Source organism: Streptomyces sp. NPDC048248 (assembly GCF_043201875.1).
Lineage (GTDB): Bacteria > Actinomycetota > Actinomycetes > Streptomycetales > Streptomycetaceae > Streptomyces.
On the sequence record NZ_JBICZL010000001.1, the window covers coordinates 483,260 to 498,618 of the forward strand.

A 15,359-nucleotide genomic window follows, 5' to 3' on the forward strand; every position below is an offset into this window, starting at 1 on the left:
GGCCGCGCGGTAACAGGTCAGGAGCAACAGAGCGCGCCGGCTACGCGGTGCAGATCGATGTGGGGCCGCGAGTACAGATGCACGGGGCGGCGCGGGAGGAGCTTCGGGACACGCAGACGCGCTGGACGGATCATCCGCGGTCACCTCCGCCCTTCCGGCTCGGCGTCTTCAGGGTCAACGGTCCGACGCCTCGGTCTGTTCCGCCCGCTCGTCGCGGGTGCGCACCGGCACGGTCCCGGCCGGTTCTCGGCCATCAGGTGGGGGGCCTCCGGTACGTCTTCGAGCCCGAGCCGCGCCGCTTCGTGGGCGGGTTCGCCGCACGGTGCGGTGTACGGGTGGGAAACGCTGGTGGACATGGTGTCCGGTATCTCCGCGGCAGGGCCCGGCCTGCTACAGGCGGGCCGGGGTGCCAGGGCTCCGCCGCCCTTGGGTGTGGGCGGCGGAGGTCCCTGGGCGCTCTGAGGGGTTCCCAGGCCGAGGCCAGGAGGAGAGGAGGGTCAGGAATTGTCGGTCGGGAGGCCGGGCGGGTTGACCTCGGACTTGGTGACGGCTTCATTGGAGAGGTTCCATGCGGCCAGCCACTTGGCGTACTGCCCGTTCTCGATCAGGTGGTTGATGGCGTCCGCGACCGGCTCGGCCAGGCCGCTGTCCTTCTTCGCGGTGGCCGCGATCAGGCCCTGCAGGGACGCACCGGCACCGGAGTAAGTGCCCCCGATACGGGTCGGGTTGGGGGTCTTCGCCACCCGGGTGGTGTGGTAGGAGAGCGAGGGGTTCGGACCGAAATAGGCATCGATCTTCCCACTGCTCAACGCCAGGTAGGTGCTGTTGCTTTCCTGGAAGTGCTTGACCGTGAGCTTCTTGCCCTCCTTCGCCAGCTTGGCCTGCCACTCCAGCAGCACCTTCTCCTGGTTGGTGCCGGCCCCGACCGCGACGGTCTTGCCCGCGAGAACCTTGTAGTCCCCGTCGAAGGTCCACTTGCTCGCCTTGGGCACCTCGAAGGCGAGGTTGTCCTTCCGGTAGGAGGCGAACTCGTACTTCTTCTTGCGCTCTTCGGTGTCGGTGACGTTGGAGACGGCGAGGTCGACCTTGCCGCTGTCGACACCTACGAAGAGGTTCTCCCAGGTGAAGTTCTTCAGCTCCGGCTCAAGGCCGAGCACCGCGGCCACCAGCCGGCCGAAGTCGGGCTCGGAGCCGGTGAGGGTCTTCTGGTCATCCCCCACGTAGGTCAGTGGGGCGGAGCCCGAGGGCAGGGCGCCGACACCGATCACCAGCTTGCCGCTCTTGGCGACGGAGGCGGGCAGCTTGGCGCTGATGGACTTCACCTCGGACACCTTGAGCTCGGTCTCCTTGGCGGCGCCGTTGGAGACGGCGCCGACGGTGACGGTTCCGTCCGTTGCGCTGTCGGGGTGGGTGGACGCGTCGCTGTCGCCCCCGCATCCGGCGAGCCCGGCGGCGAGGGAGGCGACGGCGGTTCCCGCGGTGAGACCTCGGAGGAGTCGGCTTCGAAGGCTGAGGGGCGACATGGCAGTCCTTATTCGGTGTGCGGTGAGGCGTGATGAAGGTGTGGGGACGCGGACCCGGCGGGCCGCGGGTTCGGGGGCAGCAGGTGGCCGACGGCCGGGATCAGAGCACTTTGCTCAGGAAATCCCTGGTCCGCTCGTGCTCGGGGTGGTCGAGCACCTCCGACGGCGGCCCCTGCTCGACGATCCGGCCGCCGTCCATGAAGACCACGCGATCGGCCACCTCGCGGGCGAAGCCCATCTCGTGGGTGACGACGACCAGCGTGGTACCGCTGGTGGCCAGGTCCTTGATGACGGCCAGCACCTCGCCGACGAGTTCGGGATCGAGTGCGGAGGTGGGTTCGTCGAACAGGATGACTCCGGGGCGCAGGGCCAGGGCGCGGGCGATGGCCACGCGCTGCTGCTGGCCGCCGGACAACTGCCGCGGATAGGCACCGGCCTTGTCGGCGAGCCCCACCCGGCCGAGCAGTTCGCGCGCCAGATCCCTGGCCTCCGGCCTGCTCAGCCTGCCGGTCGCGGCCGGGGCAGCAGCCACGTTGTCCAACACCGTGAGGTGCGGAAACAGGTTGAAGTTCTGGAAGACGAACCCGATGCGGCTGCGCTGCGTCAGGATGACCCGCTCGCTCAGCTCCTTCAGGCGCTCGCCGTGACGCCGTACGCCGATCAGCTCCCCGTTGATGCTGACATGGCCGATCTCGGGCTTCTCCAGGTGGTTGATCACCCGCAGCAAGGTGGACTTGCCGGAGCCGGACGGGCCCAAGATCACGGTCACTTCGCCCGGCCGCACGGTCAACTCGACGCCGTCGAGGACCTGATGGGCGCCGTACCACTTGTGCACGTCATGCACTTCGACGGTCGCGGGGCTCGCCCCGAGGGTCTCGCTTGTTCTGGCGGGCCCGACGGTTTTCACGGCATTCGTGCTTTCGGTCGTCGCGGTGGTCTCGGTGGACGCTTCGGCGCCCGGGGTGTTGGTGGTCTCGGTGCTCATACGGCGGTCTCCCTGCGTATGCGGGCCCGCAGTTCGCGCAGACCGGCCCGCAGCTTCTGCAACGGGGTCGGCGGCAGACTTCGCGTGGCGCCGCGGGCGTAGTACCGCTCGACGTAGAACTGGACGATGGACACCAGACTCGTGAGGATCAGGTACCAGACGGTGGCCACGAGCAGCAGCGGCACGATGTCCCCGGGGTAGGTGGCACCCATGCTCTGTGCGGAGCCGAACAGGTCGAGCAGCGACACGTAGAACACCAGCGAGGTGCTCTTGATCAGGCCGATCAGCTGGTTGACGTAGTTCGGGGTGATGGAGCGCAGGGCCTGCGGAAAGACGATCTTCGTGAACTGATAGCCCCTCGGCAGACCGAGTGCGGCCGATGCCTCGTGCTGCCCCTGGTCGACGGAGAGGAGGCCGCCTCGGACGACCTCCGCCGCGTACGCCGCCTCGTTGAGGCTGAGGCCGACGACGGCTACGACCATGTCGGTGGCGAGCCGCGACTCGTCGAAGGTGATGACGGCGGGGCCGAACGGCACCCCAAGGCTGAGCGTCTTGTAGAGGGCGCTGAAGTTGTAGAGGAACAGCAGCACGACGATCAGCGGCACCGATCGGAGCAGCCAGACGTAGGTCCAGCTGATCGCGCGCAGCACCGGACTCCCGGAGAGCCGCGCCAGCGCGAGCACAATGCCGCCAAGGAGGCCCAACACCGCACTGTATGCCGCTACTTGAAGGGTGATCCACAGCCCGTCGAGGGTCGTGGGACGCACGAACCAATACAGGAAACGGCCCCACTGGTAGAAGGGGTTGGTCACCAGGCCGTGCACGATCTGGGCGACCAGCACCAGCACGATCGCCGTGGCGATCCAGCGTCCGGGGCGCCGCAGCGGAAGCACCCGCTGCGGCGCCGGCGGCCGGGGCGGTGCGGGCGGCGAGGGCTCGGGACGGGGAACCGCCTCGACGGGGGGTGCTGAGCCGGAGGACACAGCAGAGCCGACACGTTCACTCATGGAGGACTCCAGCAGGTATGAACACCCCGGCCGCCGGGGCGGCTACGGCACGGCGCAGAGACACGGCTCTGCGCCGTGCCGCAGCACACGAGACGGAGCGGCACAGGGGCAGGGAGGTGAGAGGCGAATCCAACGCCACGCCCCTCAGGGCGTCAGAACGCCGGCTGCCTCAGATGAACCGGACGTCTCCGACGCATCCGATGCGTCCGGGACACATCCGACGCAGGTCAGAACGTCGGCGCTTCAGCTGCCGTCCGCGGACTCGCGGTGGCGGACGGTACGACAGAAAGCACTACACAGGGCGCTGTTGACACGGAGCAGATCCACCGGACGGTTCACGGACGTCACGACGCGACCGTAGCGCCGCCATGCGGCCATCTCCGGAGCTGCGTACATCGCCGTCACCATCACCAAGTCCGCCCCGCGGGGCCTCGCGCTTACCGAAAAAATCGTCCGGTCCGGTCGTCACCTGGGGCACCCCACCGCGATGCGAGGGTTGCCGGTCAGCCAGCCAGGGCTTGTCGCTGACACTCATGACCGAGATGCGCCGTAAGTTAGACAGGCCGCGGAAGGGATGTCAACGTCGCCGACCGGAGGCTGAGACGGCGGAGCCGACGCCGCGCCACGGTCTGCGAACGCGATGTTTCGGTCGTGCGAACAGACCGGCCCGGACGGTGACACAGCACGGCCGACGGTGTGAGCATGTGCGGAGATCTGCGGTGGAGATCTGTGGCGGGCCCAGCCGGACGAGGTGGTCAATCCTGTCGCGTTCGCCCTGCCGCCCCGCCCGGCAAAGGGAGCACGCGCAAGTCTGTCGAGTCCCTCAACACGTAAGCCTGTTGAAACTCCTCGCCCTGCCCCGGCACGCCTCTCGGCGGCGCCACTGACGGAACTCACTCGGCATCGGGCTCCCGGCGCGCAAGAAGGATTCCGCCTCGTTTGCTCTCCGTGGAGGTGAGCGTCCAGTGCGCCTCGACGGTGAAGCCGGCGTCGTTCAGCCAGGCGGCCATCCGGCCATGCTGTCGACGATGGACGTAGACCTTCATCGGATGGCCGCCATAGCCCTGCGTCTTCAACTCCGTCTCATCACCTACGTGGAAGCCGAGGAGCAGCGGCGCACCCGGCCACAACACTCGCCGGAAGTGCGCGAGGACGAGCCGATCTCCTCGTCGGGGATGTGGATGAGCGAGTACCAGGCGACCAGGCCGACCAGCGAGCCGTCAGCGAGGTCGAGGTCCGTCATGGAGCCGACCGCGAACCGGAGACCGACGTGGTCCCGTCGGGCCACCTCGATCATGCCGGGTGAGAGGTCGATCCCGAACGCCTCCACACCCAGGTGATGCAGGTGGGCCGTGACCCTCCCCGGCCCACATCCCACGTCTGCTACCGGCCCGCCTCCGCGGCTGCGCACCAGGTCGGCGAAATGCGCCAGGACCGCGCGCTCAGCGGGCGCCTCCTCCAGCAGGTTGCGTACCTGGTCGGCATAGCTCGCGGCGACGGTGTCGTAGGACGTCCGCGTGTCTTCCAACCAGCGGTCAGGGCTCCGTTCGATTCCCACGACCGCAGACTACCCAACGGCCCACCTGAGATGACCGCCCAGCCGGGCCCCGGATGCTCGGCCGGCCCCTTCGCCCCCCGAGCCGCCTCCCTCACTTCCGACCACGCTTTCAGTGATTCTCGTACGCAAGATTTCACACATTTAATGAGATGTAAACGCTTGCGGCACCGTAACTTCATGGCTACTGTCCACGTCAATCCACAAGGAAGTGAGGAGCGAGCCCTTGCGCACAGACGTAGCCAACGGCCCAGGTCAGCCCCCTGTTGCCGACCTTCCCGGCCCACCCCGGGGCCAGGGCCGGGCGACCGCGGCGGTGGCCTCAAGGGGCTCGCGGGACTCCGCCGGGCTCAGCCTCGGCCCACTTCTCCTCGACAGCTCCGCGCATGAAGACCTCACCGAAGCCGGAGCCCCCTTCACGGGCGCCGACCGGAGGACGCGCCTCGCGCCGGCAGGAGTGACACAGGCATGAGCACACCCGCAGAGACCTCCTACCGGCGGCATCCGATCGACCGGATCGGCATCCCCAAGCCGCTCGTCCGGGGCTACGTCGGTCTGTTGTTCTTCATGATCGGCGACGGTGTCGAGACGAGCTACCTGTCGAAGTTCTTCGGTACCGACCTCGGGTTCTCGGAGACCGGCGCGGGCGCGATCATCACCGTCTACGGCGTCACCGCGGCCATCGCCTCGTTCCTGGGTGCCGGCCTGTTGTCCGACAGATGGGGCCCGCGGCGCGTGATGGCGATCGGGGCCGGTATCTGGGTGGTCTTCCACGTCCTGATGCTGACGGTGGCCATCCCCGCCGAGAGCTACGGCCTGGTCATGATCACCTACGGCGTGCGCGGCTTCGGCTACCCGATGTTCGCCTACGGCTTTCTGTCCTGGATCATGGCGGTGGCCCCCAAGGAGCATCAGAGCAAGGCCGTCGGCTGGTTCTGGTTCGCCTACAGCTCCGGCTACCCCATCATCGGCTCTTTCCTGTTCGCCGCGGCCATGCCGATGATCGGCTTCTACTCCACACTGTGGCTCTCCTTGGCGATGGTCGCCGCCGGCTCCCTCATCGTCCTGCTCCTGCTGCGCGAGCGCACCGGGTTCACGGGACTGGCGCCCGGCCGCGACCCCCGCACGGAGCTGCTGGGCACCTTCAAGATCCTCTTCGAGAAGCCCAAGCTCGGGGTCAGCTTGATCATCCGGCTGATCAACACCACCCCCTCCTTCGGCATGTGGGTCTTCATGCCGTTCTTCGTCAGGGACCTCGGGTTCAGCGACGGGGAGTGGAACACCCTGCTCGTGATCATGATGGTCACGAACCTGGGCGCCCTCCTGGTCTTCGGTGTGCTCGGAGACAACTGGAGCGGCCGCAAGACCTGCGCCCTGTTCGGCGGTGTGCTCGGGGCCCTCGGGTGCCTGCTGTGCTACTACCTCCCCGCGGCAGCCGGCTACGACTTCCTCGTGGCCGCCATCGCGGTCGCGGTCTACGGAGCCGGGCTCGCGGGCTACGTTCCTCTGCCGGCGATGATGATCGCTCAGGCACCCGACCGCAGAGGCCAGGTGATGGGCGTCTACACGCTGGGCGCCGGTCTGAGCGTCGCTGTCGGCCCGCTCATCGGGACCGTCTCCTACAGCACGTTCGGGTTCCAGGGCCTCATGTGGATCTACGCGGGACTGCTCCTCGTCAACGCGGTGCTCTGCCTGTACGTCACCTCGCCCGGCGACGGCATGCGGCCCGAAGCCCACACCGTCACCGCGGGAAGCCGGCCACAGGAGCCGGCCCCGGGGACCTTCGCCTGATCGTCCTCCTCCCCTCCCCCCCACCGCACGCACCCGGCTGCCGATGGTGGACACACCTCCAGCCTGCTCATGAAAGGCCGCGCCCCCTCCATGTTCCAGACACCCGCCACCATGCGCGCCGCCGTACTCCACGGCCCCGAACAGCTCGTCATCGAGGAACGCCCGGTCCCCTCCCCCGGGGCGCGCCAGGTCCTCGTCCGGGTCGACGCGGTCGGCACCTGCGGTTCCGATGTGCACTACTACCGCCACGGCCGGATCGGTGACTTCGTCATGGCCGAACCGATGGTCCTCGGTCACGAGCCCGCCGGCACCGTGGTCGCATGCGGCCCCGGGGCGGAACGGCACGAGGTGGGCCGGCGGGTCTCCATCGAGCCCGGCACGCCCTGTGGCTCCTGCGCCGAGTGCCGCCTCGGCCGGTACAACCTCTGTCCCGAGATGGTCTTCTACGCCACCCCTCCGGTGGACGGTGTCTTCTGCGAGTACGTGGCGGTGCACGAGGAGTTCGCACACGCGGTACCGGACTCGCTGAGCGACGAAGCGGCCGCACTCCTCGAACCGCTCTCGGTGGGCGTGTGGTCCTGCCGAAAGGCACGGGTCGCCCCGGGCGACCGGGTCCTGGTCACCGGCGCCGGGCCCGTCGGTCTCATCGCCGCCCAGACCGCTCTGGCCTTCGGGGCGTCCGAGGTGGTCGTCACCGACATCGTCCCGCACCGCCTGCGGCTCGCCCGGGAATTCGGGGCCACCGCCGTGAACGTCGCGCAAACCCCGGTGGCCGAGCTCGGCTTCGCCCCCGACGTCCTTCTGGAGTGCAGCGGCATCCCCGGCGCCATCACCGAGGCGATTCGCGCCCTGGCCCGGGCCGGTCGCGCCGTGCTGATCGGCATGGGCGGCGACGAGGTCCCCCTGCCGTTGGCCAAGGTCCAGAGCCACGAGCTGGAGATCACCGGCACCTTCCGCTACGCCAACACCTGGCCCGCCGCAATCGCCCTGGCAGCCTCCGGCCGCGTCCGGCTCGACCCGCTGGCGACCCACGGCTACGGCCTGGAAGAAGCCGAGCAGGCGCTCACGGTCGGCACCCGGGACGACACCGCGGTCAAGAGCGTGGTCTACCCGCAGAAGTAGTGGGTTGGTCCGTGGCCCGTGCCCACTCGGCGCTCCGCGGCTCCCCGGCTCCCGGGCTTCTGCGGCGACTTCATTTCGCCACCGCCAAGCCATGTGCAAAACTCGGAGATCGAGGTCACAGGCGCCTGCCGATACGTCGACGCCGAGTTCCCCGCATCGCGCCGGCGGCTCGGTGAGGCGGAACAACCGCTCGCTGAGCGAGTGCGGCTGCGGCAGTGAGCGACGTTCACCACGGATGTCCGTGACCGTACGGCGGTCGATCCCTGGGTTCGTCCGCGGCGGAGCCGGCCGTCCGGGGCGGCGCAGGAGAGGAAGGCGGCCACGTGTCCGCAAAGGCGCGACTGTCACAGGCCGCTCTCGAGGAGCGGCGGCAGGCCGTCCTGCAGTACGTCGTCGACCACGGCGAGACCCGTATCGACGATCTCGCCACCCGCTTCGACGTCAGTCTGATGACCATTCACCGCGATCTCGACGACCTCGCGGGCCGGCACCTCCTGCGCAAGGAACGGGGGCGCGCGGTGGCATTCCCCGCCCTGACCATGGAGGTTGCCACCCGCTTCCGTGAGTCCACCGCCCTCGCGGCCAAGACCGCTCTCAGCACCGCCGTGGCCGAGCGTATCCGCCCGGGCAGCACCGTCCTCATCGACGACTCCACGACGTTGTACCCTCTGGCCGACGCCCTGGCCCACCTCGGCCTGCCCGACGGACTCACCGTCATCACCAACTCCATCGGCATCGCCCAACGCCTGGGCAGCGTCACGCCCGGTGTCGCCCTCACCCTTCTCGGCGGCACCTACGAGAGCGAATTCAACTCCTGTACCGGCACCGAGGTCACCCGCGCGCTCTCCCGCATCCGCGCCGATGTCGCCCTCATGTCCGCCGTCGCCGTGCAGAACGGTCAGCTCTTCCACCCCTTGCGGGCGTACGCCGACGTGAAGGAAGCCATGCTCGCCTCCGCCGACGAGGCCCTGCTCCTGGTCGATCACTCCAAGTTCGGCAAGACGGCCACGTACGCATACGGCACCGCCGCCGCGTACGACACCGTCCTCACCGACACCGCCACGCCCGACGACCAACTCGCCGCCCTCCGGGACCTGGGGGTCTCCGTGCAGGTCGTCAGTCCCGGGACCGCTTCCTCCTGAGGTCCGCGCGCCTGCTCGCGACGTACACGCGACCGGCGGCGGGCCTCTGCTCGGGCTCCTCAGCTGCGGGGACCACTTCCGGTGTCTGCGGACGCCGACGGCGACGGTGACGGCCCTTCAGGACTCTCGGGGGCCGAGGAGGCATCGCCCTGGCCCATCACCCGGTAGCCGGGCTCGCCGTCGCCCTCGCGGTCCTCGTCACCGTCGAGCGTCACACTGCCGTACTTGCCGTCGGCCACCCACTCGACCTTCACGGTGAACCGGACGTCTCTGGCGCCCGGGCGGAGCCGGAGGTTCAGCTGCTCGGGGTCCTCGGCGGTGACGGTGAAGGGAAGGTCCGTCGCCTGGTGACTGCCCGTCTTGCCGGCAGGTGCGACGACCGGCGACGGTACCCGGGTGAGGTCGACATCGAAGGCGCGGCCCTTGAGGGCAGCCGGACAGCCCGTCGGCTCGGCGACCGTACCGTCCGTCGGAGACGGTTCGCTGGACACCACGTTGACCTCGACACCGATGACCATGATGGCCTCGTCCGTCTTGGCCTGCAGGGTGATGGGCAGGCTCGCGGCTTTGCCCGGCGCGGCGACCGGTACGCCTCGCTTGCATTTCGTAGCGGGGTCCACCGACTCCGTCGGATCGAGGTAGAGGTGCTCTCCCCCGACGGTGTGCGAGGCGAACGCGGTGAGTCCGGGTGGGCCGCTGATCGAACGCCAGGCCCAGTCCCACAATCCCTGCACGGCCCAGAAGCCGACGGCGCCGATCAGCGGCAGCACGACAAGCGTCACCCAGTGCGTTCGGTCCCGCAGCGGGGACAGGGACGGGCGCGGTAACTCGGGGTCCGCCGCAGTCCGCGCAGGGGGCGGGGCGTCACCCTCATCGCTTCCTGACGTAGATCTTTCTTCCTCGTGCGAGGAAGGTCCCCCCACTTGCGATGTGCGTTCCTCCTGCGAAGTGGTCTCCTCGACATCGCTCCCGCGCGACGTGCGCTCGTCTGCCGTCACAGCTACCCCCGATTCCACAACGGCCCCGGCCGACGGCCCGCAGTGGTGACTGACGGCACACCACCAACCGATCGCCGAAGGCAAGTCGTCCCGGGGCGCGGGCGGCCCCGGATCGCGAAACTCAGTCCATCATGCCTCCGCCACTGCTGTCATGGCCGCGCCAGTCCGGAGCCCTCGGCCCTCTGCTCTCGCCCGCTTCCGCTGCCCGCGCAGCCGAGCGCGTCCGATTGCGTGGGGCGCCCCTATGATCTCGTGCTGCTGCCCAAGACGGCTGGTCACGCGGCGCGGCGATGAGTTCTCGCCGGTTCGGGAGTCAATCCTGATACCGGCAGGAATCCCGCACCCGGAAGGCAGCACCATGAGCAAGCTGATCGTCACCGCATTCATCACCATGGACGGCGTCATGCAGGCCCCCGGCGGCCCGAACGAGGACGTCGACGCAGGCTTCGAGCACGGCGGCTGGCAGGTCCCGTACGTCGACGACGACTTCATGGACGTCATGACGCGGGTATTCGAGCAGACCGCCGACCATCTCCTGCTCGGCCGGAAGACCTATGACATCTTCGCCGCCCACTGGCCCCGCGTCACCAACGAGGACGACTCGATCGCCGTGAAGCTCAATTCCATGCCCAAGTACGTCGCCTCGCGCACCCTCGACAGTCTGGAGTGGAACAACTCCCACCTGTTGAAGGGCGACGCCGCGGACTCCGTCGCGCAGCTCAAGAAGGATGTTGACGGAGTGATCATGACGCAGGGCAGCAGCGACCTCATCGGTACCCTCCAGAAGCACGACCTCGTCGACGAGTACCGGCTGCTCGTCAACCCCGTGGTCCTCGGCACCGGCAAGCGCCTCTTCGGCGAGGGCGCTGCCGCTACCGCCTGGAGGCTGACGGAATCCCGCGCCACGAGCGTGGGCGTGCAGTACTGCGCCTACGAGCGCGCCGGGAAGCCCGAGTACGGAACCTTCATGCTCGACGAGGAGGGGTGATGTGCCGCGCGCCTGGGTCCAGGCGGGCTGCGAGCGCCCATGGCGGAATCGGCTCCGCAGCGGCGGTGGGGACGGCGCGGTCATCATTGCGATGTGTCGACTTCACAAGGCCCTCCGCTTGCCGTTGACGACCGTGGAAACGCCCTGACCTCCTTCTCCTCCGGGACGGAGGAGGCACCGCCCCGCGACGCGCCGTTGCCGTTTTCCCTGGTGGCCCTGTGGCACGGCGATCGCGTCCTGATGGTCTTCGACCGGTTCCGACAGGCCTGGGAACTCCCGGGAGGACGCATCGATCCCGGGGAATCCCCACACCAGGCAGCCGCACGCGAGCTGCTGGAGGAGACCGGTCACGCACCCGTCGGACGGCTTTGGTTCGCCTGCTACGCCGGGTTTTCGCTCGCGCCCGACCGGCGCGCCGAATACGGCGCGCTGTTCACCGGTCGCAGCGCCGGCCTCTGCGCATTCGAACCCAACGACGAAATAGCGGCCATCCGCTGGTGGGATTTCCAAGAGACTCTGCCGGGGCGGGTGCAGCCTCTGGACGTCCACCTCGCCCGGCTCACCTGTTCCGCGAGCTCGTGATGCCCGGTCAGCTCTGCCCCGGCCGTCGTCGGCCGGGGGCCGGGGCCGAACGCCGTGGCATTCGCGGTTCGTACGCGATCGGCCCACGCGCGCCGGCCACCGACCTCACTCGCCCGTCCTAGGCGATGACGATCAGCAGATCGCCGCCTTCCACCTGCTGCACGGAGTCGACTGCCAGCCGCCCCACCGAGCCGGCAACCGGTGCGGTGATCGCCGCCTCCATCTTCATCGCCTCGATCGTCGCCACCGTCGCGCCCGCCTCGACCCCGTCGCCCGCCTGCACCGCCAGCGTGACGACTCCCGCGAACGGTGCCGCGACGTGCCGCGGGTCGGACTTGTCGGCCTTCTCCGCGGGCGGCAGGTCGGAGGCGACCGAGCGGTCGCGTACCTGGACCGGCCGGAGCTGGCCGTTGAGTGTCGTCATCACGGTGCGCATACCGCGCTCGTCCGCCTCGCCGATCGCCTCGAGTTCGATGAGCAGCTTCACCCCCGGTTCGAGGTCCACCACGTGTTCCTCACCCGCACGCAACCCGTAGAAGAAGTCCGTGCTGGGCAGGACGCCGGTGTCGCCGAAGGCGTCGCGCTGCTTCACGAACTCCTTGGTCGGCTCGGGGAAGAGCAGCCGGTTGAGGGTTGCCCTGCGGTCCTTCTCCAGGTCCTCGCGGTCCTCCTCGGACAGCTCGGCGACCGGCGCGGCCTCGACACGGCCCCTCAGCGCCTTGGTGCGGAACGGCTCCGGCCAGCCGCCGGGCGGGTCGCCGAGTTCGCCCCGCAGGAACCCGATGACGGATGCCGGGATGTCGTACTCCCCGGGATCCGCGGCGAACTGCTCCGGCGTGACGCCCGCGCCGACGAGGTGCAGTGCGAGGTCGCCGACCACCTTGGACGACGGCGTCACCTTCACCAGACGACCGAGGATGCGGTCGGCTGCCGCATACATCGCCTCGATCTCCTCGAACCGGTCGCCAAGGCCCAACTCCCGTGCCTGGACACGGAGGTTGGAGAGCTGTCCGCCCGGGATCTCGTGGTTGTATACGCGCCCGGTGGGGGCGGCAAGGCCCGCCTCGAACGGTGCGTAGATCCGCCGCACGGTCTCCCAGTACGGCTCCAGGGCGCAGGCCGCAGGCAGGCTCAGTTCCGTCGGCCGCTCGGAGTGGTCGGTCGCGGCGATGATGGCGGACAGGGAGGGCTGTGAGGTGGTGCCCGCCATGGAGGCCACGGCCCCGTCCACCGCGTCGACGCCGGCGTCGATGGCGGCCAGGTAGGTGGCGAGCTGACCGCCCGCCGTGTCGTGGGTGTGCAGATGCACCGGCAGACCGAACTCCCGGCGCAGGGCGGTCACGAGCCGTGCGGCGGCCGGGGCGCGCAGCAGTCCGGCCATGTCCTTGATCGCCAGGACGTGTGCTCCGGCGTCCACGATCTGCTCGGCGAGCCGAAGGTAGTAGTCCAGGGTGTAGAGCTTCTCCGCCGGGTCGGAGAGGTCCGAGGTGTAGCACAGCGCCACCTCGGCGACGGCCGTTCCGGTGGCGCGGACGGCGTCGATGGCGGGCCGCATCTGTCCGACGTCGTTGAGCGCGTCGAAAATCCGGAAGATGTCGATGCCGGTCGCCGCGGCCTCCTCCACGAAGGCGTCGGTCACCTCGGTCGGGTACGGGGTGTAGCCGACGGTGTTGCGACCGCGCAGCAGCATCTGCAGGCAGATGTTGGGCACCGTCTCGCGCAGTTGCGCCAGCCGCTCCCACGGGTCCTCGGCCAAAAAGCGCAGGGCCACGTCATAGGTGGCGCCGCCCCAGCACTCCAGCGACAGCAACTGCGGCAGGGTGTGGGAGACGGCAGGCGCGACGGCCAGCAGGTCCTTGGTGCGTACTCGGGTGGCCAGCAGCGACTGGTGGGCGTCGCGGAAGGTGGTGTCGGTGACGGCGACGGCGGGCGCCTCCCGCAGGCGGCGGGCGAAGCCTTCCGGGCCGAGTTCGGTGAGCAGCTGTTTCGACCCTGCGGCAGGCTCGCCGTCCGGTACGTCCGGCAGCTTGGCCCTGGCGTCGATCAGACGAGGACGCTCGCCGTGCGGTTTGTTGACGGTGACGTCGGCGAGGTACGTGAGCAGACGGGTGCCGCGGTCCGCGGAGTGACGTGCGGTCAGCAGGTGCGGACGTTCCTCGATGAACGACGTGGTGACGCTGCCGGCGCGGAAGTCGGGGTCGTCCAGCACCGCTTGCAGGAACGGGATGTTGGTGGCGACGCCTCGGATACGGAACTCGGCCATCGCACGGCCGGCGCGTCGCACCGCCGTGTCGAAGTCGCGTCCCCGGCAGGTCAGCTTCACCAGCATGGAGTCGAAGTGGGCGCTGATCTCGGAGCCGACGAACGCGGTGCCGCCGTCGAGCCGGATGCCGGAGCCGCCCGGGGAGCGGTACGCGCTGATGGTCCCGGTGTCGGGGCGGAAGCCGTTGGCCGGGTTCTCGCTGGTGATCCGGCACTGCAGCGCCGCTCCCCGTACGTAGATCGCGTCCTGCGTGAGGCCGAGGTCGGCCAGCGATTCCCCGGCGGCGATGCGCATCTGCGACTGGACCAGATCTACATCGGTGACCTCCTCGGTGACCGTGTGCTCGACCTGGATGCGCGGGTTCATCTCGATGAAGACGTGGTTGCCGTCGCGGTCCAGCAGGAACTCGACGGTTCCGGCGTTGCGGTAGCCGATGGTCCGGGCGAAGGCGACAGCGTCGGCGCAGATGCGGCTTCGCAGCTCAGGATCGAGGTGGGGGGCCGGCGCCAGCTCGACGACCTTCTGGTGCCGACGCTGTACCGAGCAGTCGCGCTCGTAGAGGTGGAGGACACCGCCCTGGCCGTCGGCCAGGATCTGCACCTCGATGTGGCGCGGGTCCACGACCGCCTTCTCCAGGAACACCGTCGCGTCGCCGAACGCCGACTCGGCCTCGCGCGATGCCGCCTCGATCGCCTCCCGGAGCTTGGCGGGGTCCTCCACCCGCCGCATCCCGCGACCGCCACCACCGGCGACCGCCTTGACGAACACCGGGAAGCCGACCTCCGTCGCGGCGTCGATCAGTTCGTCCACGTCGGTGGAGGGCCGCGAGGAGCCGAGTACCGGTACCCCTGCCTCGCGGGCGGCGGCGACGGCACGGGCCTTGTTGCCGGTCAGCTCCAGGATGTCGGCGCTGGGACCGATGAAGGTGATCCCGGCCTCCTCGCACGCCCGGGCCAGGTCCGGATTCTCGGACAGGAAGCCGTATCCGGGATACACCGCGTCCGCCCCGGCCCTGTGCGCCGCGGCCAGGATCTCCTCGACCGACAGGTAGGCCCGCACCGGGTGGCCCGTCGTGCCGATCTCGTATGCCTCGTCGGCCTTCAGGCGGTGCAGCGAGCCGCGATCCTCGTAGGGGAACACCGCCACCGTGCCCGCGCCCAGCTCATAGGCGGCGCGGAACGCGCGAACGGCGATCTCACCACGGTTCGCGACGAGTACCTTGCGGAACATCCATGGTCCCTTCTCACGTACGCGCCGGATCGGGCGCCCTGTCCTGCTCCTGCTCCTGCCTGCTCCTTCCTACACCCGCACGTGGACGGCCCGCGCACGGACGCCACGGACAGTCGATCATTTGTCCCCCGCGGACCAGGAATGATCCGTTTCGCTTCCGTGGGCACCGTTCC

The 15,359-nt window shown here is 69.2% G+C and carries 11 protein-coding genes, 1 pseudogene and 1 riboswitch; of the genes and pseudogenes, 5 read left to right on the plus strand and 7 right to left on the minus strand.

Annotation, left to right across the window (positions count from 1 at the left end):
- Positions 1-17: 17 nt before the first annotated feature.
- The 5 genes and pseudogenes from ACGFZW_RS02310 to ACGFZW_RS02330 form a co-directional block, all read right to left on the minus strand.
- Positions 18-134, minus strand: coding sequence for a putative leader peptide (locus tag ACGFZW_RS02310; RefSeq protein ID WP_393891084.1), 117 nt, complete (start codon positions 132-134; stop codon positions 18-20).
- Between the two features lie 363 nt (positions 135-497).
- On the minus strand, positions 498-1,523 hold the full coding sequence (locus tag ACGFZW_RS02315; RefSeq protein ID WP_393891085.1) for an ABC transporter substrate-binding protein: 1,026 nt from the start codon (positions 1,521-1,523) through the stop codon (positions 498-500).
- Between the two features lie 100 nt (positions 1,524-1,623).
- Positions 1,624-2,508 carry an amino acid ABC transporter ATP-binding protein gene (locus tag ACGFZW_RS02320; protein ID WP_393891086.1) on the minus strand — a complete coding sequence of 295 codons (885 nt, stop codon included), beginning with the start codon at positions 2,506-2,508 and terminating at the stop codon, positions 1,624-1,626.
- Positions 2,505-3,515 carry an amino acid ABC transporter permease gene (locus tag ACGFZW_RS02325; RefSeq protein ID WP_393891087.1) on the minus strand — a complete coding sequence of 337 codons (1,011 nt, stop codon included), beginning with the start codon at positions 3,513-3,515 and terminating at the stop codon, positions 2,505-2,507. The genes ACGFZW_RS02320 and ACGFZW_RS02325 overlap by 4 nt, the downstream gene beginning before the upstream one ends.
- 428 nt (positions 3,516-3,943) lie before the next feature.
- A riboswitch (SAM riboswitch) is annotated at positions 3,944-4,054 on the minus strand.
- Positions 4,055-4,408: 354 nt separating this feature from the next.
- Positions 4,409-5,067, minus strand: a pseudogene (locus tag ACGFZW_RS02330) (class I SAM-dependent methyltransferase).
- Between the two features lie 471 nt (positions 5,068-5,538).
- On the opposite strand from ACGFZW_RS02330, the gene ACGFZW_RS02335 reads away from it, so the two are divergent.
- From ACGFZW_RS02335 to ACGFZW_RS02345, 3 genes are all read left to right on the plus strand, one after another.
- Positions 5,539-6,861, plus strand: a complete 1,323-nt coding sequence (locus tag ACGFZW_RS02335; protein WP_393891088.1) for an MFS transporter — start codon at positions 5,539-5,541, stop codon at positions 6,859-6,861.
- A 90-nt stretch (positions 6,862-6,951) separates the two neighbouring features.
- Positions 6,952-7,983 (plus strand): NAD(P)-dependent alcohol dehydrogenase, encoded by a 1,032-nt coding sequence (locus ACGFZW_RS02340; protein ID WP_393891089.1) that lies wholly within the window; start codon positions 6,952-6,954, stop codon positions 7,981-7,983.
- A 323-nt stretch (positions 7,984-8,306) separates the two neighbouring features.
- Positions 8,307-9,125, plus strand: coding sequence for a DeoR/GlpR family DNA-binding transcription regulator (locus ACGFZW_RS02345; protein ID WP_393891090.1), 819 nt, complete (start codon positions 8,307-8,309; stop codon positions 9,123-9,125).
- A gap of 59 nt (positions 9,126-9,184) precedes the next feature.
- Here ACGFZW_RS02345 and ACGFZW_RS02350 read toward each other — a convergent pair whose 3' ends face one another.
- Entirely contained in the window at positions 9,185-9,907 is a 723-nt protein-coding gene (locus tag ACGFZW_RS02350) for a hypothetical protein (RefSeq protein ID WP_393891091.1), read from the minus strand.
- A 574-nt stretch (positions 9,908-10,481) separates the two neighbouring features.
- Between ACGFZW_RS02350 and ACGFZW_RS02355 the strand changes: the two genes are divergently transcribed.
- Entirely contained in the window at positions 10,482-11,111 is a 630-nt protein-coding gene (locus ACGFZW_RS02355) for a dihydrofolate reductase family protein (RefSeq protein ID WP_393891092.1), read from the plus strand.
- 93 nt (positions 11,112-11,204) lie between these two features.
- Entirely contained in the window at positions 11,205-11,693 is a 489-nt protein-coding gene (locus ACGFZW_RS02360; protein WP_393891093.1) for an NUDIX domain-containing protein, read from the plus strand.
- A 118-nt stretch (positions 11,694-11,811) separates the two neighbouring features.
- Here the strand turns inward: ACGFZW_RS02360 and ACGFZW_RS02365 are convergent, their stop codons facing one another.
- Positions 11,812-15,186 (minus strand): pyruvate carboxylase, encoded by a 3,375-nt coding sequence (locus ACGFZW_RS02365; RefSeq protein WP_393891094.1) that lies wholly within the window; start codon positions 15,184-15,186, stop codon positions 11,812-11,814.
- Positions 15,187-15,359: the final 173 nt, after the last annotated feature.

What these genes read in the sequence shown, in the direction of transcription:
- ACGFZW_RS02355 (WP_393891092.1), top strand. Translation starts at nt 10,482, where the DNA reads ATGAGCAAGCTGATCGTCACCGCATTCATCACCATGGACGGCGTCATG.
- ACGFZW_RS02310 (WP_393891084.1), bottom strand. Translation starts at nt 134, where the DNA reads ATGATCCGTCCAGCGCGTCTGCGTGTCCCGAAGCTCCTCCCGCGCCGC.
- ACGFZW_RS02315 (WP_393891085.1), bottom strand. Translation starts at nt 1,523, where the DNA reads ATGTCGCCCCTCAGCCTTCGAAGCCGACTCCTCCGAGGTCTCACCGCG.
- ACGFZW_RS02325 (WP_393891087.1), bottom strand. Translation starts at nt 3,515, where the DNA reads ATGAGTGAACGTGTCGGCTCTGCTGTGTCCTCCGGCTCAGCACCCCCC.
- ACGFZW_RS02335 (WP_393891088.1), top strand. Translation starts at nt 5,539, where the DNA reads ATGAGCACACCCGCAGAGACCTCCTACCGGCGGCATCCGATCGACCGG.
- ACGFZW_RS02365 (WP_393891094.1), bottom strand. Translation starts at nt 15,186, where the DNA reads ATGTTCCGCAAGGTACTCGTCGCGAACCGTGGTGAGATCGCCGTTCGC.
- ACGFZW_RS02340 (WP_393891089.1), top strand. Translation starts at nt 6,952, where the DNA reads ATGTTCCAGACACCCGCCACCATGCGCGCCGCCGTACTCCACGGCCCC.
- ACGFZW_RS02320 (WP_393891086.1), bottom strand. Translation starts at nt 2,508, where the DNA reads ATGAGCACCGAGACCACCAACACCCCGGGCGCCGAAGCGTCCACCGAG.